Raw genomic sequence first — 26588 nt, 5'->3', positions numbered from 1 at the left:
GGCGCGCCGACCTGCGGCTGATCGGTGCGAAATCCGGTGTCCGTCTTCGGGTTTTTGTTGGACTTCTGCGCCAGCGGCAGCCAGTCGGGGTATGGAATAGCCATATCATCCTCGAGCCCTGCGCGGGGCGTTGTGGTAATTAGAGATGGCCTGGCCTATCTGGCCGCCGTTTGCGATGTCGGTGACAATAGTCTGAATGGTGACATTTCCGTTACCGTCAGAGCTGGCCTGGGTATCCACCATCGCGCCGCTGGAGTAGTTTTCAATGTTGTTGATGACAGTGATGCCGCCGCTGCCGTTGATGTCCTTATTGCTGATCACCTTCCCGTTATCGCCGGGGATCATGTACTGGCTGCCGTTGCTGGCCTGGTAGATTTCAGGCCTGCCGCCTTCGCCTACCTGATACAGACCACCAGCTGATACCGGACCGCCGTTTTTGCGGGCACCCAAGACGCTCATTGCCAGCCCGGCAGTCTGCGCCGTCTGATAAGCGCTTAAACCGGTTGCCGATGCAGTGCCTGCAGTCGCGATAGATGCGGCAATCGCTGCAGGAGTCCAGGCCGCAAGCGCTGCAGCACCACCAGCCGTTGCAGCCGCGGCATTAGCCGTTTGTGTAGCGGCACCAAGCGTTTGGGACACGGTGAAGTTCTTCAGCATTTCAACGCCGGTTTGCACGATAGAGTTGAGCACGCTGTTGAGAATGGTGTTGCTGAGAGATCGCATGGCTTCCTGTGCAGACATCGTGTCTGTGAACAGGCCCGTCAGTGCATTCGATGCATTGCCGGCGAAAGAGTCCACCGCGCTCGTCAGCATGTTGTAGCCCAAGCCCTGCTGGCTGAGCAGCTCCCACTGCGCTGCGGTCATCTGCTGATTAAACTGGTTCTCCTGCGCTGTGCGCAGCGCCAGATACTGAGCATCGGTATCCTGCCGTGCAGCAACATACTGGTCGTAGGTGATGCTGCCAGACTGGTAGCTCTGCTTGAGTATCGCCTGCTCCTGCTGCTGATACTGCTGCATGAGGGCCAGTTTCTGGTTGTTCTGGTTCGCCAGCGCCTGAACCGGATCAATCTCACCCCGTGCCTCTGCTATCGGGTTGGCACTCACCTGCTGAGCCCGGATTTTCGACAGCCGAACCTGATGGCCCTGCTCCAACTCTTCAGAAGCGGCGTTGTACTGCTCCTGATTGATGAGCAGTTTGCCGTTGGCATCCGTTGCACTCTTCAGCATCTCCAGCTGCGATTTCTGCGCAGTGTAGTCGGCGTTTTCTTTCAGCTCAGGAATGGCATTGCGCGCCTTGATGGCAGCTGCTGTATCCCAGATGGCGGCAGCATAATCATGGGCCTGCTGAATCTGAGATGCTGTTGCGCCCTTACCCAGCGACTGCTCGGCGCGCTGGATGGCCTGTGCACGGGTAAGCTCCTGCGTTGAATCAGCGGTCAGCGCTGCTTGCTGCTGCAGGCTGGCCAGTTTCTGCGCCACCGATTCAGCGGACGATGCGGATTTTTTATCCTGCTGCTCGCTTTTCTGCTGCTCTTTGCGCCTTTGTTCCTCTGCCTTTTTCTGGTCGAAGCTAACGCCAGCCCTTTCTCTGGCCAAAGAAACATCGCGCTCCAATTGCTCAGGGTTGGCATCGGTACCCTTTTTAGCCAGATTGCGAATATCCATCTCCGCTTTCAATTGCTCACGCTTACGCTCATTAAACTCGCTTTGAAGGTCAATCTGTTCCTGCTGCCCATCCAGATAGTCCTGAATATCTTTAGGGCGTGTAACAACCAGGCTTGTCGCATTGAATCTCTCTTTCGCCCCTGCAGCAAAATTCATTGCTTTGCCGAGTTGGTTCATTATTCCAGTTGCCACGCCTGCTTCATGCCCGTCCCGGCTCAACAAATCGATCCCCTGTACAAGCAACCCGTTATATTGAGCCTGAAGCATGCTGGTCAGATTTTTGGTTCTGCTATAACGAAGCTCCATTTCCTCAAGCCGCCCTTGCTCGATAGCGAGCTTCCTCTGAGCCTCCTGCATATTCTCCATCTGACGGGTAGATTCGCCATAAATACGCTGTGAGCGCTTATAACTCTCAATTACACCAATTAATCCATCAACTCGTTGCCGCTGATCATCAATCATATCTGATTGGACGCTTATTGCCTGCGTCGCTTTTGCAATCTCAGCAGCGATCTGAGTTTGAGACATATCCTTCATTTTACTGACTAAACCAGTCAGCGTATCGCTGAAATCAATAGCCTCTTGTTTGGCTTGCTTCGCCTTCTGATAAAAGTAATAAATTGCGGCACCTGCCAGCATTGCTGCTCCTGCAGGCCCACCGATAAGACCCAGCGCCTTTGATGCCAGGGTTGTGACACTCAGACTCGCCCGGTCTGCGGCTACTGTTGCAGCCGACTGCGCAGCGGTGTTTGCTACAAGCGCCCGATTGTAATTATCAGTTAGCGTCGCAGCTTCAAGTCTGGCGGCAGAAAGCCTCACCTCTGCAGCAGCAAGGTTCGCTGCAGTAATAGAAGAGTTACGCATTACCTGTGCAACACGTACCTCATCCAGCGCACGTTCCTTTGCTACAGCGGCAGCTCGAAGATCTGCAGTTGCCTTGTTGGCCGCAGCCTGTGCCGCTTGATTCTCTGCGACTATTTCTTCACGTGTAGCTATTGCCAGTTTTACTTTTCCAGTTGCAGCCATTGTTAGTGCGCCAATATACCGGCTACCCATTACTGCTACGACAGCCGTCAATGCAGCACTCAGTCCGCTGATATTTTCACTTACGCTAACGACTGCATCATTAAAAATTCCCGCCGCCGTCTTTACGGTGGAATTTTCACCAAAGAACTTTGTGATGTTGTTCCCGGCAACCCGAAGAGCCTGGCTAATCGTCGTGGTCGTATTGGCAAACTCAGCACCAATCACCGCCCCCTGAGAAAGCAGGCCATTTACCACCACATCTGTCGTTAGTTTGCCCTGTGCGGCCATGTTCCGCATCTGACCGATACTGACTCCCATGGAGTCAGCCAGCGCGACGATCAGGCGGTTACCCTGCTCATTTACTGAGTTAAATTCCTCACCACGCAGAGCGCCGGACGCAAGGCCTTGGGACAGCTGAATTATTGCGTTTTCCGCTTCTTGCGCTGTCGCACCTGAAACCACAAAGCCCTGGTTTATGATCGTCGTCAGCTTGCTCAGATCGCCAGCGCTTGTCCCATACTGCCGGGTCGCCCTTTCCAGGCGCGCATAAAGCGAAGCAGTGGCATCTAAACTGCCGCGCGTCTGCTGAGTAATGTTAAATACGCGCTCAGTCACTTCCGCGAGCTGTTCATTCGGACGCAGCGAGTTGGCTAATTTATTATTTACGGTAGCCCAGGCATCAGCGTATTCAGAAACCTGCTTCACAGAGAGCGCAGCGGCAAGCGCTACAGCAACACCTGAGAGGCTGGACATCGAGCGTTCAGTGTTATTAATAGACCGTGTTGTGCTGTCGAAACCACGCTCCATCAGATCGAGGCGCTGATTGACACGTTGCTGTGCAGTCAGTAATCCGCGCACATCCATTTCGATATCGTAATAAATTCCACCTGCGTTCTCTGACATTTAATTTTCTCCGGACATAAAAAAACCCCGCCGCAGCGAGGTTTTTATGACTTTACTGATCAATTATGGCTTTCAAAAATAACATCCAACACCTTTTTGGATACATCAAAATATTTCATATCAATATTTTCATCCACTGGATTTTCATATGGCCACTTTGTGTATCGTGTCTTTACTTTGCTTCCTGATGATAGCGCTTCGATAATTTCACCAGACTGTTCTGCAGGGAAAACACCATCATCACCTGACTCTATAGGTTTTTCATTGCCAATTCTGATGAAGGAGTGAGTTTTCGGGAAATGTTCAGAACCGACGATGACATGATAGCCATCCTTATCTTTTACTATATAAAGGTGCTTCTGATAAATATGGCAATTATACTCATCGGTCATAGAGTCAGTCTTACAACCAAATTGCCATGATGCCTTGTCACTATACTCTCTTCCTACTGTACCAGAGCCGCCACTTTGAAATAATTTAACTTTAACATCATCTATTTTTGCTTCTTCAATGACATAAAGCGTGGGCTTTTCCCGATCATCCATATCAGCCCATAGATCACACACAAGTTTACTATCTTCAAAAAGCTTTGGCTTCTTGAAGGATGATTCTTTTATATAGAATCCATCTCTCTTAGTGAAAGAGTATGTGCTATCTTCAAAAGAGTTGCACCCTATCTCAGATACTCCGGGTTGAGTTAATAGCCATTTTTTGTTCTTTTCAGTCATTTTATCTGATGCTGTTGCAGTGTTACACGCCAACAAAAAAGAAATTACCAGCAAGATTTTTTTCACATCCCTATCCCCATTAGTAACAAGTCACCAGATCGTAGCGGGGAAGCGGCGCAATGGGAAGCATGCTCATTTCCGAGCACCTGAACAAATCATCAAATTGCTAGCGTACAACAGCTCGCGAACTAATCACTGTTTCACCAGAAATTTCTTCGATTCCACCATCCACAACACCATATATTTCTACAATACCACCTCTGTTAGTAATCCCGTTCAAAGCTGAGCCATTAAGTAAAAGTCTTCCTCCAGACTCAACAAAGATTCTTCCGGCTACAATGCCACTAACAAGTGCTGTACAACCATAAGAGACTATAAGATCACCCGATAGTAGACCGGCCATCTCAAGATCGGTTGAGAGCATCAGGTTCCCGTAGTGTTTATTGGTTATTTTCAAAAAAATCTCCGAAAATGATCAGAAAAACCAAAGAAAAAGCAACCAACTCCTTATAATTCTCAATTAAATCATATCTAAATGTGATTTTTTTTGGAACCCTTTAGGAACCATTGGAGATTAACTGACGTCATCACTATTAGCTAGCTGTATTTTTTTCACTTGTTTTCGCTCTCATTTTCGATTTGCGAGCAAAATATCATCCGACGTCAGCCCTGTTCCTGCGCCATCATTGCCTGCCAGCGGCGATCGTCTTCATCCATGACTTCGTCGTACTCTTCCCGGGTAAAGCCTTTCTGGTTCGGGTATTTGACGTTAATCATCATGGCAAACTCAGTCATCGTGAGATTCTCAGCCTCGCCCCGACTGATGCCAAAGTGATTACGCGCCGCCATGATGTACTCGGCACCACGAAACTCAGCAGTGGTATCATTTGACTCATAGCGCTGCAGTTTGCGCACCTTCGCTTTGCCGACGATGCCGTGCATCATCAGGTTTTGCGCGACGATAACCATGTTTTCTGGCGGCATGCTACCGGGCCGCCAGACAAATCCGCGCTTTCCCGTCTTCCCTGGCCTCATCCATCCGACCAACTCCCCGATATCATCGTCGCAGCACGCGGTCAGAACGGTATGAGCGGCCATGATAGCCCTGCGATTTAATAATCCACTCTGGATAAAGCGCTGTACACAGTCAGGCAGGCTGCTGTAATCGTCGCGGATATAGGCCTGGGCGGCACGATGAAGTAATGGCGTGACCTCATCGTTGCACAGGTCATAGAAAGCCTGGACGATTTCAGCCGGCTCACCAATACGCGCCATATTGCGAAATGACGGACGAAAAAAGTAATCCCGGTCATCGGTACCGATCACGCATTCGCCTAACTCTTTAATCGGATTCATAGTTGCTCCATAAACAGTATCAAGGGCGCCGGAACGCCCTTTGTACTGCTCACGCGGTATCGGGCAGTTAGCTGATGGTGACAGTACAGGCGGCAGAAGTGATTTTCACCGGTGAAGCTGAAGAGTCAGTGACTTCGCAGGTGTAAACGCCTGCATCGCCAGACACAGCACTGGCCTTGTTAAACGTGGCCGTCGTTTGTCCGCTGATAACCGCTCCGTCTTTCTTCCAGACGTAGGTATAAGGCGCCGTACCGCCCGCCACCACCACTGGCATATTCAGAGCCGATCCGGCCGCAACACTTTTAGTTGCCGTCAGATTCGTGGTGAACGCCAGCGCCGGGCCTGCCACCTCAAACACGACGGTGTCAGCATCGTAGACCTTCCACTCACCGGAGAAGGTGGAAATGTCGGATGTTCCGAAATCGCCAGACCATGAAGTAGTGTTGAAATACCCCATGATGTAGGTTCCGGCATCTTCACCAACGAAGTCGAAACGGACCCAGAGGGTCGGCTGCCGGCCAGCCTGCACTTCATCGAAAATGTACTTCGAAATAGCGATGGCACCGACTTCCGTCCCCTTGTCTTTCTTGCGGAACTCACCTTCACCAGAAATAGTGAAGTCCATATTGTTGACCAGGTTCTCAACCAGACCTTTCGTATCGTCAGCCTCAGAGGTGACGGTATTCATGGAGTAGTCAAAACCTTTAGTGGTTAGCGCGCCCAGGCGCTTCCATTCGGAAAGAGCCGGAACAGTATCAGCACAGCCATAAGCCATGCGGAGTACCGCTGTTTTCCCGATCAGCTTACCGGTGTCATTCTGGCAGCCCTGCATGTGTACCTCTCAAATAAAAAAGGCCGCCAGATGGCAGCCTGATGGTTGATTCTGGCGATTATTCGCCGTATGTGCATGAGACGAGCAGCCGGGTAACTAACCGGCCCTCCTCAGTGGGTATGGCTGACGGAATGCTGCCAACAAGGCTGAGCGCACCAACACAGTCGTCAGCATCGATCTGCGCGCTGATATAGGAAACAATGGCGTTGACCGCTGTATCTGCGGCATCAGGATTCGATTTGGACGCGATAACATCGACCATCACATACCAGTCGCCGCCGCGGTCGTACTCGAGATTGGTACCGCCCGATGGCCGGAATACGATGAACTGATCGGCATCTTTGCCTGAGTCCCGCCATTGTCGCCATTGCACCTTAAAGCCGGCAGTGAGCCCTTCGGCGACAAAAAGGTCTTTCAGGCGCATATACATCGCCGGTGTCATAGCTTCAGCTCCTTCTTAACCGCCGCGTCGATCAGGCTGCGGGTGTCTTCGAAGCCTTTCTTTAAGAACTCTTTCTGCGCGGTCGAGCGCCTGAAGTTCTGTTTCACTTCCGGATCGTGAACAAAGACTGCATAAGACGCCGTATAACCAACACGACCGGTCACTCTGACGCCGTTAGCAGTGATTTCCCGGAACTGGCTGTTGATGAGCGTTGAAGTGTCAATCGGCGTATAAAGCGCCGCCTGTGAGCTGCCAATAAGCATTGCCGACTGCAACGCACGAACAACCTTTCGCCCCTGAACGCCCTTGATAATGCGATCGAGGTTAGCTTTAGCCTCGCGGATACCGCGAACTTTAGCGCCCATAATCAGACTCCGGTAATCAGTGCAAAATCATCGGCAATTCGTTCGAACGTATCAGCGAAGCGAATCACCTGCCTTATCTCGTCGGCCTCTTCAGGCGGTACTGATGCTGATGATGCCCCGATCAGGATGTAATCCCCCTGTCTGGCCTCTGCGTACTCCGTCCAAATCGTATTCTTGACCACAATTTCCCGGCCAATATCACCGATCTTTGCTGAGAGACCGCCCTGGTAGTCCATCATTACAGCAACCGGCGTTTCCCATCCGTACGGCTGACCTCCGCCGTCGGTATCGCTACCGTCAGCATCGCGTATGCGCCGCCAGATTGTCGCGGTCGCGGTGTAGCTCCAGTTGGCTGCGCTGCTCACAATGGATACTCCAGATGCTGATCCGGGCAGCCGGGGCAGTCCGGGCACTTCTCGCAGTCCGGATTTTCTTCCGGCTCGTCTTTCGGTTCGGACATTACTTACCTCCACACATGCAGCCACCTTTGCCGATCCAGATGCCAGCAAAAGCCTGTTGAGTCGGGTCCGCAGGGATGAGGCTTGTTGCACACCCCTTTTTATCCAGGCCACGCAACAACCCCAGCGAGCCTTTCCAGCGATCGGCAAACGAGCCATAACGAAATGAACGGGATGCGCCGGAAGGTGCTGACTGCGAGCTTATGTACTTATCTCCCTGCCCCAGCCCCATGAGACCGAGCAGGTACATCTGGATAAGTAGCGCTGTAGCTGGCGAATAGTGAGCATCCAGACACTCCTGAATACCGTTTGCCTGCTCAACCAGCGCGCCAAGAATGAAGTCAGGCAAAGTAATGCCCTGGCTCTCCAGATACTGTTTTGCCTGTTCCTGGGTGACCATGAAAACCTCGCAGCCCTGCCGAAACAGGGCATAAAAAACCGCCAGGGCGGCGGTCATTATTCAGTGGGGAAAAGCTTTTCCAGCTCACCATCCGGCAGCAGCTCCGCGAGCTTCTCAGCTCCCAAGTTGCCTTTGAACTCAATCCCGAGTTCAGTCAGGCGATTGGCGATGGCCAGTTTACGGGCCTGCTTCTCGCTCGTCCCGTCCGGCGTGGCAGGAGCAAAACCGGATACAGCGTTATCGGACAGCTTAAGCACGTGGGACTTGAGTGACGGGTGGAGCTTCTCCAGTTCCACAACATCTCCAACAGCCACGCCATGCCACGCCTTCGTTACCTGGTATTTTTCAGTCATGATTTTCCCCTTATGCCAGGTTAGCGCCGTAGACCACGCCGGACAGACCTTCGCCGTCCTTCTTGATCTGCAGACCTTCAGCAGACATGATCTGGAAATTGTAGTTGCTCTGCGGCATCAGACGAGGCAGCGGAACAACGCCAACGGCCATACCAACCAGCGGGGTGATCACGTCCTGTCGGCGCTGGTAAGCGAAGAATTCATTACCGGTTAGCGCGTAGGTCGGCTTGATTTCTTTTGCCGGAATGAACTTCGAAATAGCATCCAGCACAGTGCCGCTCACCATCGCATTTGTACCACCGCCGACTTCAATCAGGTATGGCTTAGCCATATTTGCCCAGATTTCGTCGCTGACCCAAAGCACATCGTAGACCGTGACTTTGTTCGCGCGCGCAGTCAGGCCGAAAGCGCCGGTCGGGCCAAAGAAAGCCAGTAACTGAGCCGGGGTGGCAGTAGTCAGGTTGATGTTAACGCCACCGGCACCTGAACCGAGGTTGATCTTGGCCGTGTTGCGGTGTGTGCGGATACCCTGAGACTTGAGGCCATCAACTGACACTGTGGCATTACCGTCCAGATAGCCTTTTACGCGGCGTTTGTGGAATTTGCGCATCTTCGCGGATTGCGCGTCGAGCGCGGCATCAATGCCCACAGAACTGAGTCCTGCTGCATGACGCCAGTTCACACCGTATCCCGCGGTGTAAACCGGAATCGGATCACCGTCGCTGTCATAGTCGGTGTGGTCGAAGGAGTACGGCGCCTGACCGTCAATGCTCACCGAAACATCATCGGCGATATCGCCGGCTACGGTGTAGAGCTTTGCCGTTTTGCCGATCGACAGCACGGTTTGCACCGCCATCAGGTCATTGATGATTTCCATCCCGACTTCCTGATCGCGCATCTGGATGACCTGGCGGTCAATCTCGGCCCAGAACTCGCGAGTAAAGCCCCCTACGGCGTTCGCCGCCAGCATTTCAGGCGTCATGCCACTACGGTAAGCATTGACCATCAAGTTATGCTGGGTATTGAAGATATCGCGGTTGGCCCACAGTTCGCCCCAGTGGGCGCGCAGGCGGCTGTTTGCAGCCAGTGTTTCAGCGGTAAAGTACATTGTATTCTCCTGATTACGCGCCTGAGGCTACGGTACCGACGCGCATACGCACGCGGATAAAGTCGGTGGTGCTGGCAGCGATCGTCGCTTCGTCCTGGCTGTAACCAATCACCGTATCGGTGTCAGAGGTAGCCAGCGTGAACTGGCCATTTGAGCCGAGCTTGATCGGGCTGTCCTTCTTGTAGATGCCGGGCACGCAGAGGAGCGCCAGTTCGCGTCCCTCTTCGACATAATTCCCAACAGCAGAATCACCCGCTGGCACAGGTTCGGTGATTTTAAGCCCCTGGTGATAAGCGACATCGATGATGTACAGGCGACCAGCTGCAGCTGTGGCCTGCGCGAACTGGTCACTGCTGTTGATCACAGCTGCTGTACCAGGAAGAATTGCAGCGACGGCCACGCGGGTTTCAGTCTTATAAAGGGACTGGCCGTCAATATTTACTCGGCGATAACGGGCCATTATGCGGCACCTCCGTTAAAGTAGGTTTTGTAGTCAGGTGCACCAGTAGGTGCCGGGTTGGTTGCGGAATTAGCCCCCAGCGGTGTGGCAGCGCCCAGTGACTTAAACATGGCATCTAGCGCTTCACCGGACAGCGCATTTGCCACGATCTCACCATGAACAGCAGCAACGGCAGTACGCTTGGTTGTCTCTTCAGCGCGAGTATTGGCTGTGAGCGCATCGGTGATCTGCGTCTGATTAGTCTGCAGTTGCTGAATTTGCTCGGTTACCGGTTTCAGCGCGTCAGCGAGATTGGCGGCCAGGCCTTTACCGATTTCCGTGATCAGCTCTTGTTTCTCTTCAGTAGTTAAAGGCATCTCGCCCTCCGTTCGGTGGTTTGTTGCAGGGGCATCCTGCAGAGTAAAAAAGGATTTGAACTTGTTAGCAGCAATCGCCACCCAGGACTCCTGACGGGTAACCTTTGTGCCATCGGCTTCAAACGTAATTTTTCCGCCATCAGAGGTGTAGCCGAAGACCTGTGCATCTCCCCCGTTACGAATAATGATCGCCTGCGAGTCGGTGAAATCAGCCACCCAGGCATAATCGTCCGGTCCGGTCGCGAACTGGTCGCGCGCTGCTTTTTCGAGGCGTCTTTCACGCTCGCGGTAGGACTCACCCACCAGCACGCCAGAGTTAACCTGCAACGGCCTGGCCAGATCGGCATTCACCATCAGGCCCACTCCCTGCTCAGGTGTCGCAGCGCCTACTTCGTGCAACAGAATTGCGTCATGATCCATCGCGTGGATCTTCACTACGAACTCAGCTCCCATTGCTTTCTGTTCGGCGCTGGCCGGAAGCTGATCACGGAACACAGCAACACTGGTATGGATCGGCGGAACATCTTCACCACGCTCAATAGCTTCCACTCGCTCTATAAGCTCCCGGCCGCCAGCGCTTTCATTGGCTTTCAGCACATCCACCCACTTCTCAACGTAAATGCGGTTGCCCGACTTCTTCACGTTGCGGTTCCAGGCACCGGCATAGCCAACGTTGATACCCTCCGGAGAGAAGGCAGAAACAAACTGTCCGTTCACCGTCGGATGTCCAAGTGGCGCAAGCGTGCCTTCCAGCCCCTGATAATGGGCGTCTATCTCCGAGTCCGGATAAAGTTCGTTGTTCATGATGACGTTAGCCGGCAGCGTATAGCTTGGGATAACGATGTGATCGCGACCGTTATAAACCTCACGGCGAATAGACTGACTATTCACCCGCGTGGTGACGTTGACTTGCATTGGCATGGTTTAACCTCAGGCTGCCTTTGCGCAGCAATGACATAGTGATTTGTTGGCGGCCAGTTTTTGCCACTGGATTTCGAACTCTTTACGGGACAGCTCGATCACCTTCGGATTGAGCGGATTCCCTTTCTCGTCAACCAGCGTCTCCACCTGCGAGCATTTGCAGTTAATGGCGTTTGCACCTGTTGAGTACCACTCCCGCACCGCTTCGACGGTGTAGAGATGAGCATGGCGGATGGCATGGCTCTGACGGGTTGTGGGGCTTAGTGCTGAGTAATGCAGGAGCATGATCCGCAGGCCGAGCACATCGCGTGCATCGGTAGCTTCATCCCATCGGGCACGGCGCAGTGCGCCGGTAATTTCAGTACGGGCAATGGTGTTAGCCCGGCGAGTTTCTATCCCCACCTGGTTGCGCAGGTTGCGAGCCACTTCGCGAGGATTCAGGCCCCTCCCGATCCCATCGGTCAGTACGCGCGCCATGTTGCGCTTAGTGTCTGCCGCCAGGCCTTTCATTTCTTCAAACGCCCGGGCATAAACCAGAGACATGCGGCGCTGATAGGCTGTAGTAAGAAGGAGAGCCTGAAATGACTCTGTGCTGGCCGCATACACTGCTGATTGCTGACTCAGGTTTGTCCATGCCTGCGCAGTGCCACGCGTTGCTGCTGGTTCAACATAGGCTTCAGTGAACCAGAGATTGTTCTGGTCACCGTCCAGCAGCACAGAATCGACCAACAGGCTGGCGTCATTAAGGACCATCGTCAGTAGAATGGGATCGAGCTGGTATTCGTAGCGGGCGTTTACTGCGAGTGTTGCAGGGAATCGTTCGAGTGCTTCGGCGTAAGCGGAGCCGATTTTCTTCATGCGTCGGGCAAACTCTTTCATTGCCCCTCGCTCCAGCCAATCTACTCCGGTCGGGTCTTTATTGTTTCCCGGTAGTATTGGTGGTTTCGGTGTCTTCTTCATCATCCGTTTCTCCTAACGGCTCCGGCGAACCTTCATAACCAGCTGCCACCCGAATCTCTTCACCACTAAATGCCTGCTCTCCGGTTGCGACCAGTGCCGTGTTGATCTGTGCCATCTTCAGGGCGCTATCAAGCTTTTCCGATGCTGTTTGCGCGTTAAGGTCATCCCAAACCACGGCCTTATGAGCCACTGCATCGATAATTTTCAGATCGGCCAGCTTGTCGCAGAAGTCCTCGATATCAAACGACAGGTCACCGCGGCGAGACTGGCAGCGCGCATTAAAATAACGCTGGTCTTCGGTGCTCGCGCGCTCACCCGTCTGCATGCCGACCAGTATCTTTGTCGGGATGTCCAGCGCGGCGGCAGCAGTCTGCAGGTTCACGTTATAGGTCGGCCCTGGATCGGCAACGGAAGTTACCAGCGGTGTTACCGTTGCTCCCTGAGTTGTCAGCGTGACGTCGTTACCCCGGTTCACTTCCACGGCGGTTTCGTTGAACTTGTCCTGCAGTTCCTCAACGCTCACGCCATAAAGTGACGCGAGGTTGCCGAAGTCGATCTCTTTCTCAAAGTTGATATTGAGCTGGCGCGCTGCGTTCTTCAGGAAGGATTCCCCGGACCCGCCCTCAACCTTTTCCAGGCTGACGAAGGCGTTATAGGCTGGCTCCAGGAAGCCGATCGCATCGTCGGTATAATCACCGAGGATAAATACACGGTCTGGATGAACATCTACCCTGCGCTGCTGGCCGCCAGGCGAGTGCTCCACGTACTCCCAGATTTTAGGCTGGCCGTACGTTCGCGAGTTAAGCCCGTTGTCCCACACCTTGACGGTTAATGCGCCAGCCCAGGCTACAGTGATTTTCTCCAGACCTGCGCCACGTGTGGCAGCCTGGTTCCAGTCTTTGTTGTCTCGAATATGCAGCAGAATGCCGGAGTAGCGACCGACCAGCCTGCGCATATCAGCCTCAGCGAAGGCACGCCAGAATCGGTGAGTAAATACGGCTTTGGCCTTACGCTCCCAGGCCGTCACTGCGCTGGTTTCATCCTTCTCCTCTCCTTCGATAATCTCCGGGTTGGTCTGCCAGCATGCACCGGCCAGCTTCCGCACAGCACCATGCGCAATACCACCACGCCGGAACAGGCTGTACAGATCATCGAAGCAGATATCCTCTTTAAATCCGTACTCACACCAGGCACTGCTGCGCTTCGAATCCAGACCCATGGTCGGTGACAGCATTCCCAAGCGGGCGCGAGCCATCCGGGCGTCGTTCAACGCATGGTTGACGGCCAGTTGAAGGTTTTTGTTCATGCTGTTTCCAGTGAATTTGTTTTACCTGCCACGCAGGCGCTTTGGAATCATCATCCCTGCTGACTGTGGCTTGTGCTTGATATAGCCATCGAGGCCATAACGAGCGGCGTCCCAGCAGTGGTTGTGCTTATCCTCAATGACAGGGAGCACCTCACCGGTGATGCGGTCAGTTTTGTACGAATAGAGCCGGGCCTCTTTGGCTGTCTCTTTGCAGCGGGTGTGGATGACGATCTGCTTAAAGCCGCGCAGGCAGGTAATACCGTCTTCGACGCTTCCCTGCCACTTCTGAGCGGAAGCAATATTGAACCCCTGACTCTTAATGTGGCTTATCGTCTCTGGCCGCGAGTTGTCAGCCTTAATAGGCCATCTGCGGGACTGAGGAATGCCGGGGTATTTCGCTTCGTCAGTGACCTTCCATTCCTCCAGTTGCTTAGGCCTGGCCTCTTCCTTGCCAGCGTAAAACTTCCACATATCATCCAGCTCAACGCCAGTCCCGTAGGCCTCGTACTCGATGTACAGGCTGTTATCGAGGATGAACATGCGCAACAGTGTGCTGGGGTCTTTGGCGAAACCGAAGTCAGCGCCAAACAGCAGGCGATCTGCTTTTTGCCAGAGGTCGGAAGCAAAGTCCTGAACCACGTAGCGATTGGCCAGCACCTGCTTATCGGAGTTTTCGAGGTAAGCACCTTCCCAGATCCACGCGTAATCGGCGTAATCGAGGTTTCTCAGGTCTTCCTGTCGCTCTTCTTCGAGCACGTCAGGGAACCATGGATTATCACCGTAGTTCATCTCGACAACCATCGAGCTTTGCGGCGGGTTCTTCCTGAATAGCTTGTCGGTGGCACTGCCATCTTTTTCCGGGTTCCAGGTTACCCAGATTTCTGAGCCTTTCTCACGCACGGTTGGGCGTAGCTTCTTCCATGCCGTGGCGGAAACGGATTCGGCCTCATCAACCCATGCGACGAGAATCCGCGCTTTGGATTTGATGCTGTCGAGGTTATGCCGCAGGCCACAGAACACATAACCAACCCGACGATTTTTGGTTCTGATGTACTTCTCGCCGATGTCGAAATAGTCATCGAGCCAGGGGACCGAACGGATCGCCTGCTTTATTTCCTCCATCGAGGATTCTTCCAGCGAGTTCATATACTCGCGGGCGCAGAGGATCACGCCGCTCAGCCCGCTCTCTGCGGCCTGATACGCTTTGACCGCACTCATCAGGGCAAAGGTGCGGGTCTTCGCCGAGCCACGTCCACCAAATGCGCCGCGATAGCGCACGCCTTCGGTAGCAAATACCGGTACCAGCTTTGCGGGGATAGGCAGATCAACCTGGCTTTCCATCTTTTGGCTCTACCCCTATCAGTCGAATTGTTGTCGGCCTCGGGGTCATGGTGCCGTCAGGGCTGGTATGCTCCACCTTCTGTTTATTGCTGTACGCGTCCCCCACCTCTTTAGCCGCCTGTTCCATCAGCTGGGCGGTCATCGCGAGGTTCTTCATGCCCTCCGCACGCGTTGCCATGCGGTCGAGCACGCGCAGCCGGTAGGCTTTGTTGGCGATCGGGATATCGGCGATTTCGTTCTGGAAACGGGCGCGGGTGGCGTTGAACATGTCGACCCAGCGCGCCGCGAGCGCTTTGCCGCTGGCCTTCGTCGGGTCGTAGGATTCGACCTGCTGCCGGGTCACTTTCACCCGAAATTCCACCTGGACAGACTCTACCACCTGAGAGGGGCTGTCGAAGCACGCAAGCGATTGAACTATGTACGCTTTTACGTCATTTTTAAGCGCCGCCATAATTCACCATCCGTCCAGGTCAGTCCAGGTAATCACGCCAGTTTCATGAGGCAAGTGCCGCACGCCCTGGCTATGTCTAATTTCGCTACCTCCGGCCGCTCCGCTGCGGAGTCGATCAGCTGTTGCACATCGTCACTGGCACCGTAGCGCCTCACCACGCCGATGAACTCTTCCACGTCATGCCCGCGCATGGTCAGCTTTGGCTCACCGTCACGGGTGAATGCAGGCGCGCCGAACTCATCAACCTGCTGCGCGATGTGGTACAGCTCATGCTCAACCAGCGCGCAGAACTCCAGATCCGTGCACTGAGCGCAAAAGTCAGCAGCCAGGGTGATGATGAACTTCGGCACTTCGCCGAACCACTCATACATCTGCTGTTCCATGCGGGCCTTCTGCCAACCACCGGCACGCATCATCACTGATTCGGCCTGGCCCAGAACAACGCGGCCCTTCTTCGTGAAGCCATTAGCAGCCCACAGGAAGCGGATATCAGCGTCAATCAGGTGCCCGTGGTCAGGGTTATGCAGGTAGCCGTCAGCAGAAAGAATGTGGTTTTGTACCCATTCACCGATTTCTGGTGCGGGGAGCAGCCGGATGTATGGGTGGAACTCGTTAAGCAGGCTGGCGGGTGGCGCTGGTCTTTCCAGATCGCTATCGCTTATCGCCATGCAGAGTGACCTCTTCGCCTTCGCGGATTAGTTCCATTTTGAAGCATAAATTTACAAGCCAGTCCCATTTAGTCAGTGCTCCGATAATGAGGATCGGCTTCATAAAACGCCGTAGCGTTACTTTGTAGGTCAGTATTCCAATAGCCATTCAGAGTTTCCTGCTGGTTCAGTTGATATAAACCCGGCGATACAGTTAACCGGCCTCTGACGAAACATCCACAAAACTCTGGCAATGGCGCTTAATCAGCACCATTTGCAGAACTTTGTAAAATCGCTTTCATCTACCATCGCAGCGACTGGCGACCATGAGTGAACGCCCCTGCGTGGAGTCAGGAGTAACACGGTATTGGCGTTTTTGATTCTCTCTGTGCGCTAACTGTCAGGACTCACAGATCGATGCTGACACAGAAAGACGGCGACGGCCTGCGCCCGCCCGGAGGGGTTATTCGGTTGCGGTGTCGGTGTCGTTCAGCACGGCCAGCGCTTCCACTGACTCCTGCACGGCTTTGGTCGCACGCGCCACATAATCGCTCTCGGAGTAAGCACGGCTGAACTGGTTGATGAACAGGCGGTGCTTGAACGCATCGTTCTGGATAAAGGCAACAGCCACTTTAGCCGCGGCAGTGTCATAGTTCAGCGTCTGCAGCAGCTCCAGCTGGTTAGTCTGTTCGGTTGTAATTTCGGTCATAGATACCTCGGCAGGCTGGGCTTGGAAATATTTTTCAAAATATTTCATATGTAGCTGGAAATGTGAGAATTATCCGCTATTACTTATCTTGTCTATCTGGAATTCGTTATTGTTGTTTTCTTTGAAAGTACCGCGTCAGAGTTTTCACCCCTTACCTGACGCGGTTTTTTTTCAGATACAACAGCGAAGTACTTAATTTTTTTCAGATAGCTCATCTTCCGGTAAATCCATAAGGCGTCCCCCATTTATCAACCTTTCATAATTGATTAATGAGGTCTGACACCCTTGAAACTAGGACCAAATTCCGGTTATTCAACAATCGTTAAAAGGAAGTTCAGATGAAAAAATTCGTCTTATCCATCCTCTCTGTCATTGTTCTTTCTTCTGTATTGACTGCCTGCAACACCACTCGCGGAGTCGGAGAAGATATCTCAGCAGGCGGTAAAGCGATTCAGAAAAGCACTCAGTAATTAATTTATCAGGCCAATTTTAATTATTGGCCTGAGCTCACTTTTTCACGGTATCTGGCACCACAGCACCGACCACACCAGCCAGTGCCACACCACCGGCAATGACCGTTTCCTGAATACCAGGCGGCATCTGCCAGCCAAAAACCCCTGCAAAAACGAGAATAATGCCGCGCCAGGTAGATGCCTCTTTCAGGCGATTAATCAGGTAGTTCATAAGACTCCTTATACGAGAATGCTTTTTGCCAGGGTGTAGCGGGCTTTGCGGTCATCAAGGCCGTTAGTCCCGCCATTAATAATTCGGGTTACGTTTTCGATACTGTGCAACCAGTTCATGCAGCCTTTAGAAACAAAGAACCATGCCGCGCTACGAGCAGCGTTCTGCTCCAGTTCAAGCAGTTCAGGCTGGCTGACGAGATCAACCTTTATGGCGTTGCCGGTTGTACGGTAGTTATCAAGGAACGTGGTCTGAATGAGTCCTCCACCGCGATACTTCCAGCCATCACCCGGCAGGTTGTTGCCGAATCGCTTCTGGTACACCAGATTTGCGATCGCCTTCTGCCGTTCAATGGGTAAAGCACTTTCACCCGGCTTTCTGCCAAGCTTCAGCGCCTGGTCTTTTGTAAGGCGCTTCGGTACAAACGTGACAATCAGAGCCTGTACGCTGTAATTAAAGCTCTCACGTGTAGCGCTGAAGCCGTTAGACTCATGGCCAACCTGAGCAATAAACATCGCCTTAGCTATTGGGCTGTTGATGCCAAACTCGGCCATTGCGGCATCAATGTGCGGAAACCAGCGCGCAGCTAACCCGGCGCTGATGCCAGCCGCCCGTTGAAATTGTGATTGGTTCATTGTTATGCCCTTGGAGAGTTTCCGAAGCGGGTATTCAGGATGGCGAGAAGAAGCTTTCTGAACTGCTCCACTCCGATAAAGCCGATACCGCCACCAATGGCGATCGACAGGGAGCGTGAAAGCTCCAGATATTCAAGGCCAGAGGCAACGCTCAAAGTCAGAGCACCGCAAAGCAATCCCTCTAACACCATTTTTTTCCAGCCGCCGCCGGTGTAGGCAATACGCAAGACGGCCATTACAAACGCCAGTAGAACTGAGCCAACCGGCGTATCTCCGCGCCACCACGCGGCAATGATTTCACTGAACTCAGCCCAGTTGTGGGGATTGTTAGGCATACGCATATCTCTCACCTCCGGCATTGCCGTGGCGCTGTTCAATTAGGAGGATGAAAAAGGAATGACATAAAGTGAAAAACTTTAAGTTATAGCTATGCTGTTCTAAGGTTGATGTACTTGTTTGTGAATGGATTTTCAAATAACCCAAAGAGACAATGATACTTTTAATTAAAATTATTATTAATGATTCTTAGAAATCAATTAAGAGGAAATTTAAAAATGAACTTACAACAATACATCGACATTTATTTTTCTGGTAACCAGGCAGAATTCGCTCGATATGTGGGAGTACGCCCCCAACAAGTTACACAATGGATCAATGGAGGCTTCATAATGTTTGGTGGGAAATTATACAGCCCACGAAGAACTATTAAGCCTTTACCATAGGAAATTCAAACCGTTACTGCTTACGAAAGTCATTACTTCTTGCACTAATCATGCTTGCAAGATGCAAGAAAGGCCCACCGAAGTGAGCCTTGATTTAGTTGCTGAAAATTGTGACATCATGAAGTTTCAGTGCCGGGTGCCTCCCGGTAAATCAGAAAAGACAGAACCTGATTCGCTTCCTGGCAACAGGATATGTTGACCTGTCTTAGCCCCTCCGCTTAGGGGGATTCACCGTAACCTGCACGATTCTAAACAAGATAAAATCAGAGTCAAAGCCGAGCTCTGTTCTGGGTATGTATCCTTTATAGATTCAGATTAATCAGAGATGAATCGCCATTACGGCAGGAGAGACTCAAAATTTAGCACTAAAAAAAGGCCCTGCACTAGCAGAGCCTAAGATTTGGTGCGCCTGTATATCATCATTGATTAAATGTCACTCCTTCGGACGGGAGGCGCATAGAGTTGTCATCAACTTGAAGATAGTAGATTGACAGAAAAAAGCTAATAAAAATGCCCCGCATTTGCGCAGCCTCTGAATTCGTTTAAGTACCTGTGGGCATTGAAATCCCACGATGAGAGATATAATTGGTCAAAGTTATGCAAAATGCAACCACTTTCGATGCATAAATTCGTATTATCGCGTCACTTTATTGAAAATCGAATCAGCCTGGCTTTCCTCAGCTTCGCATTTAACGATCAGCCCGTCATAGAATGGCTTCCAGTTACGCGACCATGACGATTGCGTCAGTTCAGGCACCAACGCCCGGATCGCTTTAAACGCAACCGTCGAAGGCTGCCGCCTGAAGCCCAGCCCATCACATCGATCGCAATCCTTCTCAACTGGCACGCCGAGCAGTTTCGACCGCTTCAGATCCCGGACCTTGCCGGAACCGCCGCAACGGCAGCGCGCTGACAACTTTCCCTTTCCGTGACATGTCACACACTGATTTTCCACCAGTTGCATCTGATACGTTGGAGCCGTTTTTTCTCCACAACCGGGATGCGTCATCACTCTGGCCAGCGTGTTAGTCACTCCCCTGCCTACGCAGTCAGGACAATCATGCGTATCGGCAGCAGAACGCGCGTAATCGTCATAGGCGAATTTAGCCAGTACAAAAAGACACTGACTCAATTTTCCTGCTGCGGCCTTCCTGAGAAGCGCAGGCGCGGTTTTGCGGGCATACGCCAGCAGGTGCTGCACTGCCTTATCCCGATCCTGCTGACTGATACCTGCTTTTCCCAGATACGCACTCATGCCGAAAGCAGCTTTAGCCTGGCACATGCCGATCGCGGCCATGACGTGTGTGCCGTCGATATTCTCCGAGCTGGTAGCGCCGGGGCTGTCGGTGATCATCATCGTTTTCGGGCTGAAATGTTTTAATGCGGCTTCGATTCTCACGTGTATCCCCTCTGGTATGTTCTTGTTATCCGGTACGGCAGGTGGCCAGCGGCCAGGTGTTAAACGTCCACCAGCACTTTCAGCGCACGCGAGCAGCGCGGCTTACTGTAGAGCGCGCCCTTTTTCACCAGCGCTTTAATGTGCGCTTCAGCGGCGTTAGCGGACTTCCAGCCAAAGTGAGTGGCTATCTCCACACGTGTTGGCGCGCAGCCATTCTCAGCAGCGTACTGCCGGATAAAGCGGCACATGTTTTTCTGGATCTCGGTCAGTCCTTTCACGTTTTATTCTCCTGACTGGTGCGCCGACGGCGCGATGCTGGCGATCCGGATACTGCCGGTTTCGCCCCATATTTTTGATACGCGGAAATCCCACACGCTGCTGTCATCGGCAAACAAGGCATCCATCAGCGCTTTCATCAGGTTGTCCACGTCCGGTTTTTGCTGATGCGGCTGACCAATACTGGCGCTGCGCTTTTTCTTGCTCCAGCTGGCTGGCATTGGCAGCACGAAAGTAACGTGGCAGCCGCTGACCGGCAGCTGCAGGCGCTTTAATCGCACCTCGTCGCAGTAAGCGCGGTACCGGAGAACCACCGGGCGTTTAGCCCAACGGTCTCTCTGCGTCATGCGGGGTTTCGGCAACGGACAGATGTCATAGACCTGCATCAGAACTCCCTCTGTCGCTGTCCGGCTGAAGCCTTCTCGGTGCAGATGCGCCGCGCCTCATCCTGGTTGGTGTCGTGGAAATGGCCGTTGCGGAACTCCTGGTACACGGTCCCCAGCTCGCCGAAACGGTTCTTCGTTACGATGATTTCGGCGAAGCGCGCCGCCAGGCTGTTCTCGTTGTAGACGGCATCGCGGTACAGCATGATGATGCTGTCTGCATCCTGCTCAATGCTGCCGCCGTCGCGCAGATCCGCATTTACCGGACGTTTGTTCGGGCGCTTCTCAACGTCACGTGACAGCTGGCTGAGCGACAGAACCGGCGTTTTCAGTTCCTTAGCCATGTTCTTCAGGCCACCGGAGATAACTGCGATCGCCAGGTCGTTACGTTCTGCTCGAGGCTTTTTAATCAGGCCCAGATAATCGACAAGGATCAGCGACAGGCCGGGGAACTTGCGCTTGTGGCGTTCTGCGATAGAGCGGATCTGCTCAATGGTCAGGTTTGCCGCATCGACGAGCCAGACATCAAGGCCTGTCAGACGCTGAATCCCCATCGAAACCCGACCCCAATCCTCGTCGTGCATACGGGACGGCTTGCGCAGGCTGGATACCGGCATGTTCGACGCGCCGGCGATCTGACGCTCAATCACCTGCTGGTTGCTCATTTCCATGGTGAAAATCAGCACACCGCGGCGAACCTTGTGATCCCCCATTACACGCTCACTCGAGGCAACTCCCTCGGCCACTTTCAGCGCGAACTCGGTTTTCCCCATTCCCGGTCGAGCAGCCACAACAACGAAATCTTCATCGTTCATGCCGCCAGTAATTTCGTCCAGTTCGGAGATCCCTGTTTTCAGCGTGTCAGACTCCTCACCGTTGGTTACCCGCCGCTCCAGCACATCAACGTAAGGACCCATCAGTTCATCGATATGAACCGGCACGACCTCATCAGAGGGGCGACCAACGGCCATGACCTGGCTGGTAAACGCCCGAATGTTCTCCAGTGCCTGATCGTGGTTGTTCGCCAGGGTTATGCTGTCGTAGTTGGCTTCCATGAGCTTCACGAAACTGCTGATCATGAACTTCTCGCCCAGACTCTTGGCGTAGCCCTTCAGGTTGGCTGGACTCGGCACGACCTTCGCCGTTTCCATCACGTCGGCGAATACGCCGGGACCATCACCCATCGCATCCGCAACCAGCAGCGCGTCGATCATCTTGCGCTGAATGGCCTGACGCTTAATCTCTCCGTAGAGCTTGAAATAAAACGGATTGGTGAACGCTGCAGGGTCCAGTGTGTTCAGCACGTCGCTGGCGTCAGGTGTCAGACCGGCATTTAACAGTGCGCCGATAACGCTGGCTTCGAGATACAGGTCGCTCATAGCGCACGCTCCCGCACTTTGCGAAGCGTGTCGGGCTTCATCAGGAAATCGAAGTTGGCACGCCAGCCAGACGGATTCTCGCCGAAGTAATGCGGCCTTGCTTCAGTCACAAACGCCTTGAAATAAGCCCGAACCGCATCGATATTTTTGTGGGTCATGTGAGTGACCAGGTCACGGATCGCTTTCTCACGGTCATCGTCCAGCTCAGCCAGAGGCAGACGGTCACCGGCAATCTCGTTGTAAGCCTCAACCACAGCTGCGCAGTCAATCTCAACGTAGCTGGAAGCCCAGGCAGCAGCGTCAGCAAGGTAGCCGTCGAAACGGTTCACCCGGCAGATATTAGTCGGCTTAGCAACCGTGCCATTGCGGCGCTTCCAGGTCAGCACCACCCAGCGCACCACCAGCTGCAGGTCGTCCACGGTGTAGGCGGCACGGGCTGAACGTGGTGTGAGCAGAACGGCAAAGGCTTCTGCAGAGCGGCAGGTGGTTCCTGTGAGCTCGTTGTAATACTCCAGGACCTGTTTTGCCTGTGAGATTACCTCCTCCGAAAATTCCCCCTTGGGGGCTTTAGGGGGATCTGTTTTTATTGTCTTTGGAATAATGTCTTTGGTGTCCCCCTGTTTTGAGGGATAGCCACCCCCTAATTTGAGGGATAATTTCTCCCCTGATTTGAGGGATAATCCCTCGTTTTGAGGGATGCGCCATTCTGAGACATTTTTATTGGGACCAAACTGACGTCCCTGCTGGATAAGAATATTCATTTCAACCAGTTGCAACTTCGCCTCATTGCAGCGCTTCACCGGCAATCGAGCGATCTCCGAAATCTGTGAATCACTGATTCGGTCCATAGTTTTGTTCCAGCCGTAAGTGAGCCGCAACATGGCAAGCAGCACCTTGAATTGGCGCTTCGTCAGATCCGCGCCTGCATATTCCTCCAGCAGCATGTTAGCCAGCCGGGTATACCCATCATCGGTATCGGCCACGCGCTGCTCCTCACGCTCTGTACGAGCGCGGAAATTGATGATCTCGGCGGTGTTACTCATCCCCTTCCCTCGCACGCTTATTCTGTTCGAGTAACTGGCGCAACTTGTGCGCCGCGTCAGGGGTAAACTCCCGGGCTAACTGCTCCCGGGACATGTCTTTATGTACAGTGTTTTCTGGTTGCATCTTCCGGCGTTTCTGTCGCATAATTGACCTCGCTTGACCAAAGCAATGCGGTACCCGGCTGTTCAGTTGGCGCTGTTCAGCCTTCGCTTTTCCCTTCAAACTTCCTGAAATACTTCTCGAAATACCATTTCGGCACGCAGCATGGATGCGGGTAATCTGGCCGCATAAAAATGATTCTTCGCTCCTGCCGGTCATACCGGGTAACCCGCACGACAACGCCGCGCCGATCGTGGTATTGCTGATCGGTATCAACGAAACGCTCGTCATCCACCAGTTCCCCCTGCCGGTTGCCGTATGTGCTCCAGCAGCGAAAGCAACTTCCGCGCCTCTTCACCGGTCAGCACCACGTTCTGCTCGCATCCCGGCGCCGCGATGCAGCCAGCAGGCAGTCCCAGCTGCAAAATCAGCTTGCAGGCCAGGCCAACCAGCCCAACCTTTTTGCGGCTTAGTCCCGAAGGATGAATCCCCATATCCAGCGCCAGAGGTTTGTTACCGCGAGCGATAGCTTCCCTGTGAAAATAACTCTCCAGCGCTTCTGCTTTGCAGGTGATATTTACTGAATTGCTGGTTGTTGCTACTGATTCCATTGATAATTTCCGTTTTCAAAATAGTGTTTAGGCAGCATTACCTTGCTTGACTCCATGCTGGAGCCAGGCTGGGTCACACTGCAGTGCATGGGCAATCTCAATCAAAAACCGCGGGCGCTTCGTCAAACCAGCTTCGATCTGTTGGATGGACTGCTGTTTAACTCCAGCCTTACTGGCTAATTCAGCCTGCGTCAGGTTGAGCTCCGCCCGTTTTTGTTTGAGGCGGTCCGAGATAGTTTGCATAAAGCCTCCTTTGACAAACTTTCTTGTATATTAATTACAATATAGTTTGTTTGTCAATTACAGCTTTTCTTGTAAACATCTCTTGATTGGATTGAGAGGTGACTTAATGACGATCGCGGCGCGTGTCCTTGCGAAAAGAAATGAGCTTGGATTAACGCAAACAGAACTGGCAGAAAGAGCCGGCACAACTCAACAAGCGATTGTTCAGTTGGAGAGTGGTAAAACTAAACGTCCCCGCTACCTCCCTGAGCTGGCGAAAGCTCTCGGCTGCGAGATCGAATGGCTCCTTGATGGTAAAGACGTTGTGACGGGCGATAATGTTTCTGGTTTTCGCCCATACTCTCCTGGCCGAAAATATCCTGTCCTGAGCAAAGTCCAGGCAGGTGCCTGGGGAGAGGCCATTGAGGCCTATACGGTAAAGGATATCGATCTCTGGTTAGAGTCAGACGCACATGTACAGGGTGAGTCATTTTGGTTGGAAGTTGACGGCGATTCGATGACCGCACCGATGGGCTTGAGTATCCCGGAAGGTACGTTCGTGCTTTTCGATACTGGGCGTGAGGCGGTGAATGGCAGCCTGGTAGTTGCAAAGCTGATCGACGATAACGAAGCCACGTTCAAAAAGCTGGTGATCGACGGTAGCCAAAAGTACCTGAAAGGGCTTAACCCTCAGTGGCCAATGGTGCCGATCAACGGTAACTGCCGGATTATCGGTGTGGCGATTGAAACTAAGCTTCGGCTGGTATAATCCCCCTGCATACGGAAGAAACGTTTAGTTAAGGAAGTGCATGTCAGTTTACACAAAGATAGCAGTACCTATGTTTTGCGTAGCGTTCGCCATGTTCTACCTGGCTCGCAAGAAGCGCGACAAAAACTTCCTGATACCGGGACTGGCATTGCTTTTGGCTGGCTTCGTTAACTTATTGCTAGGTCTGACTCTGGGTTAGTGGTCGGAAGAGGCCTTCAGTTAAAAGGGATAACAATGAAAAAAATACTGATTACCGCACTACCAGTGCTTATCGCCTCGTGTGCAGCGCACAACGAGCAGCCGAAGATGATTGGCATGGCTAACCCGGCCTCGGTGTACTGCAAGAAAATCGGCGGCAAGCTGGAGATCGTTAAGGAACCCGCTGGAGAGGTAGGCTACTGCACCCTCCCAGGCGGCGAACGGATTGAAGAGTGGACTCTTTACAGGCGCGATAACAAATAAAACGGCGCTGTTACGTATTGCAATTTTTAAACACAGATCAGCATCAGGGCTGGTTAGGGCTGGAGAAGACAGGCAGGGATGCCCTCATAATAAAAACTCAGGCGGTAAAAATGAAGATCGGCTATCTGTTCCCAGCTGCCTGCGGCATAGCAGGCGTAGTGCTTCTGGTTTGGTTTATCGCGAGTGGTGCTTGGATGCCTGGCGGTTAATGCACGGTTAGAGGTCAAAGAAATCTACCTCTTGCTCTTCACCCTTTTTTTTGAAAAAACAACAAGAGCCCGTTTAACGCGGGCTTTTTGTGGACAGTCAATCCCTCTTATCTAATCAGAATTGCCTCCCTTAAAGTGCCCTTCCCGTTCACAACTAATTTGATAAACCTTCAACCAAGATACTTTTGACTCTCGTCGTTTAATTTATGTTCGAAAACCATGTTGCCAATCACTTCAGCCATGATTGCTGTTCACTATCCACACCTCGATTCCGGCAAAACTCAAACTTCGCTCAAAAGGCCTGAGCGCTTTGTTTAAACGATCACTTCAAGAAAATAAATCACTTTAAAAAACAAGTAAATGAGTAAAAAACCAATGAAATTACAATATTTATTGTTTACCTATTACAAACTTTATTGTAATTTTCTCTCATCAGCACAACGCAGCCCACCGCCAAGCGCTGACCCGCTCTTTAACAATCTGGCAGTCGCGCACCGGGTACTCAATCGCATCCCTGGCAAACTGAAATAGCGGCCACCCCTAACTGACCTGGGCTGAGCCAACGAGGAGCAATGCGAGCGACGGACCGGTGCACGGGCCAGCGACATATGTCGGCCCCATTAACAACAGGAGATAAGCCAATGAAGCATTAAAGGCATCGCGAAGACGGCGTATGCGGTCTGGCTCCCACGGCGACGTAGTGAGGGAGAGGAAGCGAAAGCATCACTGAGTTTACGGTTGGCGCCCGGTTTAACGCATAAATCAGCCTGACATGAAGACCGGGAAACCGGCGCCGGCCACTGCGAGAGTGTGGCGAAGTTTTCTTTGAGGTGCGACAGCGCAGCGTCAATGCAAATTAACCACTTATCACAGCCAAAATGAGGAATTGTCGTGGATAAAGCATATG

General features: G+C 52.7%; 35 protein-coding genes. 4 read left to right on the top strand and 31 right to left on the bottom strand.

The genetic code is table 11. The features are described from left to right. Window positions 1–105 precede the first annotated feature (105 nt). From JOE09_RS25535 to JOE09_RS25440, 20 genes are all read right to left on the bottom strand, one after another. Window positions 106–3594: a tape measure protein gene (locus JOE09_RS25535; protein ID WP_205067811.1), complete on the bottom strand. Its 3489-nt coding sequence runs from the start codon at window positions 3592–3594 to the stop codon at window positions 106–108. Between the two features lie 59 nt (window positions 3595–3653). Continuing rightward, entirely contained in the window at window positions 3654–4388 is a 735-nt protein-coding gene (locus JOE09_RS25530; protein ID WP_205067810.1) for a hypothetical protein, read from the bottom strand. Window positions 4389–4488: 100 nt separating this feature from the next. Next, the gene (locus JOE09_RS25525; RefSeq protein ID WP_200559680.1) at window positions 4489–4779 is read right to left on the bottom strand and encodes a hypothetical protein; all 291 of its coding nucleotides are present in this window, start codon (window positions 4777–4779) and stop codon (window positions 4489–4491) included. A gap of 206 nt (window positions 4780–4985) precedes the next feature. After that, complete coding sequence (locus JOE09_RS25520) at window positions 4986–5678, bottom strand: DUF6246 family protein (RefSeq protein WP_205067809.1); 693 nt, start codon at window positions 5676–5678, stop codon at window positions 4986–4988. Between the two features lie 67 nt (window positions 5679–5745). Further along, on the bottom strand, window positions 5746–6510 hold the full coding sequence (locus tag JOE09_RS25515) for an immunoglobulin domain-containing protein (RefSeq protein ID WP_205067808.1): 765 nt from the start codon (window positions 6508–6510) through the stop codon (window positions 5746–5748). Between the two features lie 58 nt (window positions 6511–6568). Next, window positions 6569–6952 carry a phage tail termination protein gene (locus JOE09_RS25510; RefSeq protein WP_205067807.1) on the bottom strand — a complete coding sequence of 128 codons (384 nt, stop codon included), beginning with the start codon at window positions 6950–6952 and terminating at the stop codon, window positions 6569–6571. Then, window positions 6949–7317: an HK97 gp10 family phage protein gene (locus JOE09_RS25505; RefSeq protein WP_205067806.1), complete on the bottom strand. Its 369-nt coding sequence runs from the start codon at window positions 7315–7317 to the stop codon at window positions 6949–6951. Before JOE09_RS25505 ends, JOE09_RS25510 begins: the two co-directional genes overlap by 4 nt. Window positions 7318–7319: 2 nt before the next feature. After that, window positions 7320–7682, bottom strand: coding sequence for a hypothetical protein (locus tag JOE09_RS25500; RefSeq protein WP_205067805.1), 363 nt, complete (start codon window positions 7680–7682; stop codon window positions 7320–7322). A 94-nt stretch (window positions 7683–7776) separates the two neighbouring features. Beyond that, window positions 7777–8175 (bottom strand): DUF7370 family protein, encoded by a 399-nt coding sequence (locus JOE09_RS25495; protein ID WP_205067812.1) that lies wholly within the window; start codon window positions 8173–8175, stop codon window positions 7777–7779. Between the two features lie 56 nt (window positions 8176–8231). Then, window positions 8232–8528: a hypothetical protein gene (locus tag JOE09_RS25490; protein ID WP_205067804.1), complete on the bottom strand. Its 297-nt coding sequence runs from the start codon at window positions 8526–8528 to the stop codon at window positions 8232–8234. 10 nt (window positions 8529–8538) lie between these two features. Next, window positions 8539–9636 carry a major capsid protein gene (locus tag JOE09_RS25485; RefSeq protein ID WP_205067803.1) on the bottom strand — a complete coding sequence of 366 codons (1098 nt, stop codon included), beginning with the start codon at window positions 9634–9636 and terminating at the stop codon, window positions 8539–8541. 13 nt (window positions 9637–9649) lie between these two features. Continuing rightward, a complete protein-coding gene (locus JOE09_RS25480; protein ID WP_205067802.1) occupies window positions 9650–10096 on the bottom strand; it encodes a gp53 minor capsid family protein in 447 nt (148 codons plus the stop codon). Next, a complete protein-coding gene (locus tag JOE09_RS25475; protein WP_205067801.1) occupies window positions 10096–11373 on the bottom strand; it encodes a hypothetical protein in 1278 nt (425 codons plus the stop codon). Before JOE09_RS25475 ends, JOE09_RS25480 begins: the two co-directional genes overlap by 1 nt. Before the next feature lie 9 nt (window positions 11374–11382). After that, window positions 11383–12336, bottom strand: coding sequence for a phage minor head protein (locus tag JOE09_RS25470; protein WP_205067800.1), 954 nt, complete (start codon window positions 12334–12336; stop codon window positions 11383–11385). Then, on the bottom strand, window positions 12290–13639 hold the full coding sequence (locus tag JOE09_RS25465) for an anti-CBASS protein Acb1 family protein (protein WP_205067799.1): 1350 nt from the start codon (window positions 13637–13639) through the stop codon (window positions 12290–12292). Before JOE09_RS25465 ends, JOE09_RS25470 begins: the two co-directional genes overlap by 47 nt. A 21-nt stretch (window positions 13640–13660) precedes the next feature. Further along, window positions 13661–14980 (bottom strand): PBSX family phage terminase large subunit, encoded by a 1320-nt coding sequence (locus tag JOE09_RS25460; protein WP_205067798.1) that lies wholly within the window; start codon window positions 14978–14980, stop codon window positions 13661–13663. Further along, window positions 14964–15431: a DUF2280 domain-containing protein gene (locus JOE09_RS25455; protein ID WP_200544095.1), complete on the bottom strand. Its 468-nt coding sequence runs from the start codon at window positions 15429–15431 to the stop codon at window positions 14964–14966. Before JOE09_RS25455 ends, JOE09_RS25460 begins: the two co-directional genes overlap by 17 nt. A 32-nt stretch (window positions 15432–15463) precedes the next feature. Beyond that, window positions 15464–16099 (bottom strand): putative metallopeptidase, encoded by a 636-nt coding sequence (locus tag JOE09_RS25450; RefSeq protein ID WP_205067797.1) that lies wholly within the window; start codon window positions 16097–16099, stop codon window positions 15464–15466. Then, window positions 16083–16247 carry a hypothetical protein gene (locus tag JOE09_RS25445; RefSeq protein WP_205067767.1) on the bottom strand — a complete coding sequence of 55 codons (165 nt, stop codon included), beginning with the start codon at window positions 16245–16247 and terminating at the stop codon, window positions 16083–16085. Before JOE09_RS25445 ends, JOE09_RS25450 begins: the two co-directional genes overlap by 17 nt. A gap of 294 nt (window positions 16248–16541) precedes the next feature. Beyond that, entirely contained in the window at window positions 16542–16787 is a 246-nt protein-coding gene (locus JOE09_RS25440; RefSeq protein WP_205067796.1) for a DUF2560 family protein, read from the bottom strand. Between the two features lie 338 nt (window positions 16788–17125). Here JOE09_RS25440 and JOE09_RS25435 point away from each other — a divergent pair, with 338 nt between their 5' ends. Next, on the top strand, window positions 17126–17257 hold the full coding sequence (locus JOE09_RS25435; RefSeq protein ID WP_205067795.1) for an entericidin A/B family lipoprotein: 132 nt from the start codon (window positions 17126–17128) through the stop codon (window positions 17255–17257). A 37-nt stretch (window positions 17258–17294) separates the two neighbouring features. Here the strand turns inward: JOE09_RS25435 and JOE09_RS25430 are convergent, their stop codons facing one another. The 11 genes from JOE09_RS25430 to JOE09_RS25380 all read right to left on the bottom strand — a co-directional run bounded on the left by JOE09_RS25430 (window position 17295) and on the right by JOE09_RS25380 (window position 24262). Then, window positions 17295–17471: a hypothetical protein gene (locus JOE09_RS25430; protein ID WP_205067794.1), complete on the bottom strand. Its 177-nt coding sequence runs from the start codon at window positions 17469–17471 to the stop codon at window positions 17295–17297. An 8-nt stretch (window positions 17472–17479) separates the two neighbouring features. Beyond that, window positions 17480–18106, bottom strand: a complete 627-nt coding sequence (locus JOE09_RS25425) for a glycoside hydrolase family 19 protein (RefSeq protein ID WP_205067793.1) — start codon at window positions 18104–18106, stop codon at window positions 17480–17482. Between the two features lie 2 nt (window positions 18107–18108). Continuing rightward, complete coding sequence (locus JOE09_RS25420; protein WP_105595565.1) at window positions 18109–18447, bottom strand: phage holin, lambda family; 339 nt, start codon at window positions 18445–18447, stop codon at window positions 18109–18111. Window positions 18448–19462: 1015 nt separating this feature from the next. Further along, window positions 19463–20227, bottom strand: a complete 765-nt coding sequence (locus JOE09_RS25415) for an antitermination protein Q (protein ID WP_205067792.1) — start codon at window positions 20225–20227, stop codon at window positions 19463–19465. Window positions 20228–20286: 59 nt separating this feature from the next. After that, the gene (locus JOE09_RS25410) at window positions 20287–20505 is read right to left on the bottom strand and encodes a LexA family protein (protein ID WP_105595039.1); all 219 of its coding nucleotides are present in this window, start codon (window positions 20503–20505) and stop codon (window positions 20287–20289) included. 3 nt (window positions 20506–20508) lie between these two features. Continuing rightward, window positions 20509–20889, bottom strand: coding sequence for a RusA family crossover junction endodeoxyribonuclease (locus tag JOE09_RS25405; RefSeq protein WP_105595040.1), 381 nt, complete (start codon window positions 20887–20889; stop codon window positions 20509–20511). After that, complete coding sequence (locus JOE09_RS25400) at window positions 20889–22265, bottom strand: replicative DNA helicase (RefSeq protein ID WP_205067791.1); 1377 nt, start codon at window positions 22263–22265, stop codon at window positions 20889–20891. The genes JOE09_RS25405 and JOE09_RS25400 overlap by 1 nt, the downstream gene beginning before the upstream one ends. Beyond that, a complete protein-coding gene (locus JOE09_RS26400; protein WP_205067790.1) occupies window positions 22262–23308 on the bottom strand; it encodes a replication protein in 1047 nt (348 codons plus the stop codon). The genes JOE09_RS25400 and JOE09_RS26400 overlap by 4 nt, the downstream gene beginning before the upstream one ends. 200 nt (window positions 23309–23508) lie before the next feature. Continuing rightward, complete coding sequence (locus JOE09_RS25390; protein ID WP_205067789.1) at window positions 23509–23703, bottom strand: DUF4222 domain-containing protein; 195 nt, start codon at window positions 23701–23703, stop codon at window positions 23509–23511. Continuing rightward, window positions 23696–24019, bottom strand: a complete 324-nt coding sequence (locus tag JOE09_RS25385) for a hypothetical protein (RefSeq protein ID WP_105595045.1) — start codon at window positions 24017–24019, stop codon at window positions 23696–23698. Before JOE09_RS25385 ends, JOE09_RS25390 begins: the two co-directional genes overlap by 8 nt. 27 nt (window positions 24020–24046) lie before the next feature. Then, a complete protein-coding gene (locus JOE09_RS25380) occupies window positions 24047–24262 on the bottom strand; it encodes a helix-turn-helix domain-containing protein (RefSeq protein ID WP_105595046.1) in 216 nt (71 codons plus the stop codon). Window positions 24263–24368: 106 nt separating this feature from the next. Between JOE09_RS25380 and JOE09_RS25375 the strand changes: the two genes are divergently transcribed. The 3 genes from JOE09_RS25375 to JOE09_RS25365 all read left to right on the top strand — a co-directional run bounded on the left by JOE09_RS25375 (window position 24369) and on the right by JOE09_RS25365 (window position 25681). Continuing rightward, window positions 24369–25010, top strand: coding sequence for a LexA family protein (locus JOE09_RS25375; RefSeq protein WP_205067788.1), 642 nt, complete (start codon window positions 24369–24371; stop codon window positions 25008–25010). A gap of 234 nt (window positions 25011–25244) precedes the next feature. Continuing rightward, complete coding sequence (locus JOE09_RS25370) at window positions 25245–25472, top strand: putative hemolysin (RefSeq protein WP_200544116.1); 228 nt, start codon at window positions 25245–25247, stop codon at window positions 25470–25472. Between the two features lie 110 nt (window positions 25473–25582). Continuing rightward, complete coding sequence (locus JOE09_RS25365) at window positions 25583–25681, top strand: YoaK family small membrane protein (protein WP_146114196.1); 99 nt, start codon at window positions 25583–25585, stop codon at window positions 25679–25681. Window positions 25682–26588 lie beyond the last annotated feature (907 nt).

Origin of the sequence: Pantoea coffeiphila (assembly GCF_016909495.1) — a bacterium.
Classification (GTDB): Bacteria; Pseudomonadota; Gammaproteobacteria; order Enterobacterales; family Enterobacteriaceae; genus Erwinia; species Erwinia coffeiphila.
The sequence above is the reverse complement of the archived record's forward strand: the minus strand, read 5'-3'. Positions and strand labels throughout refer to the sequence as shown.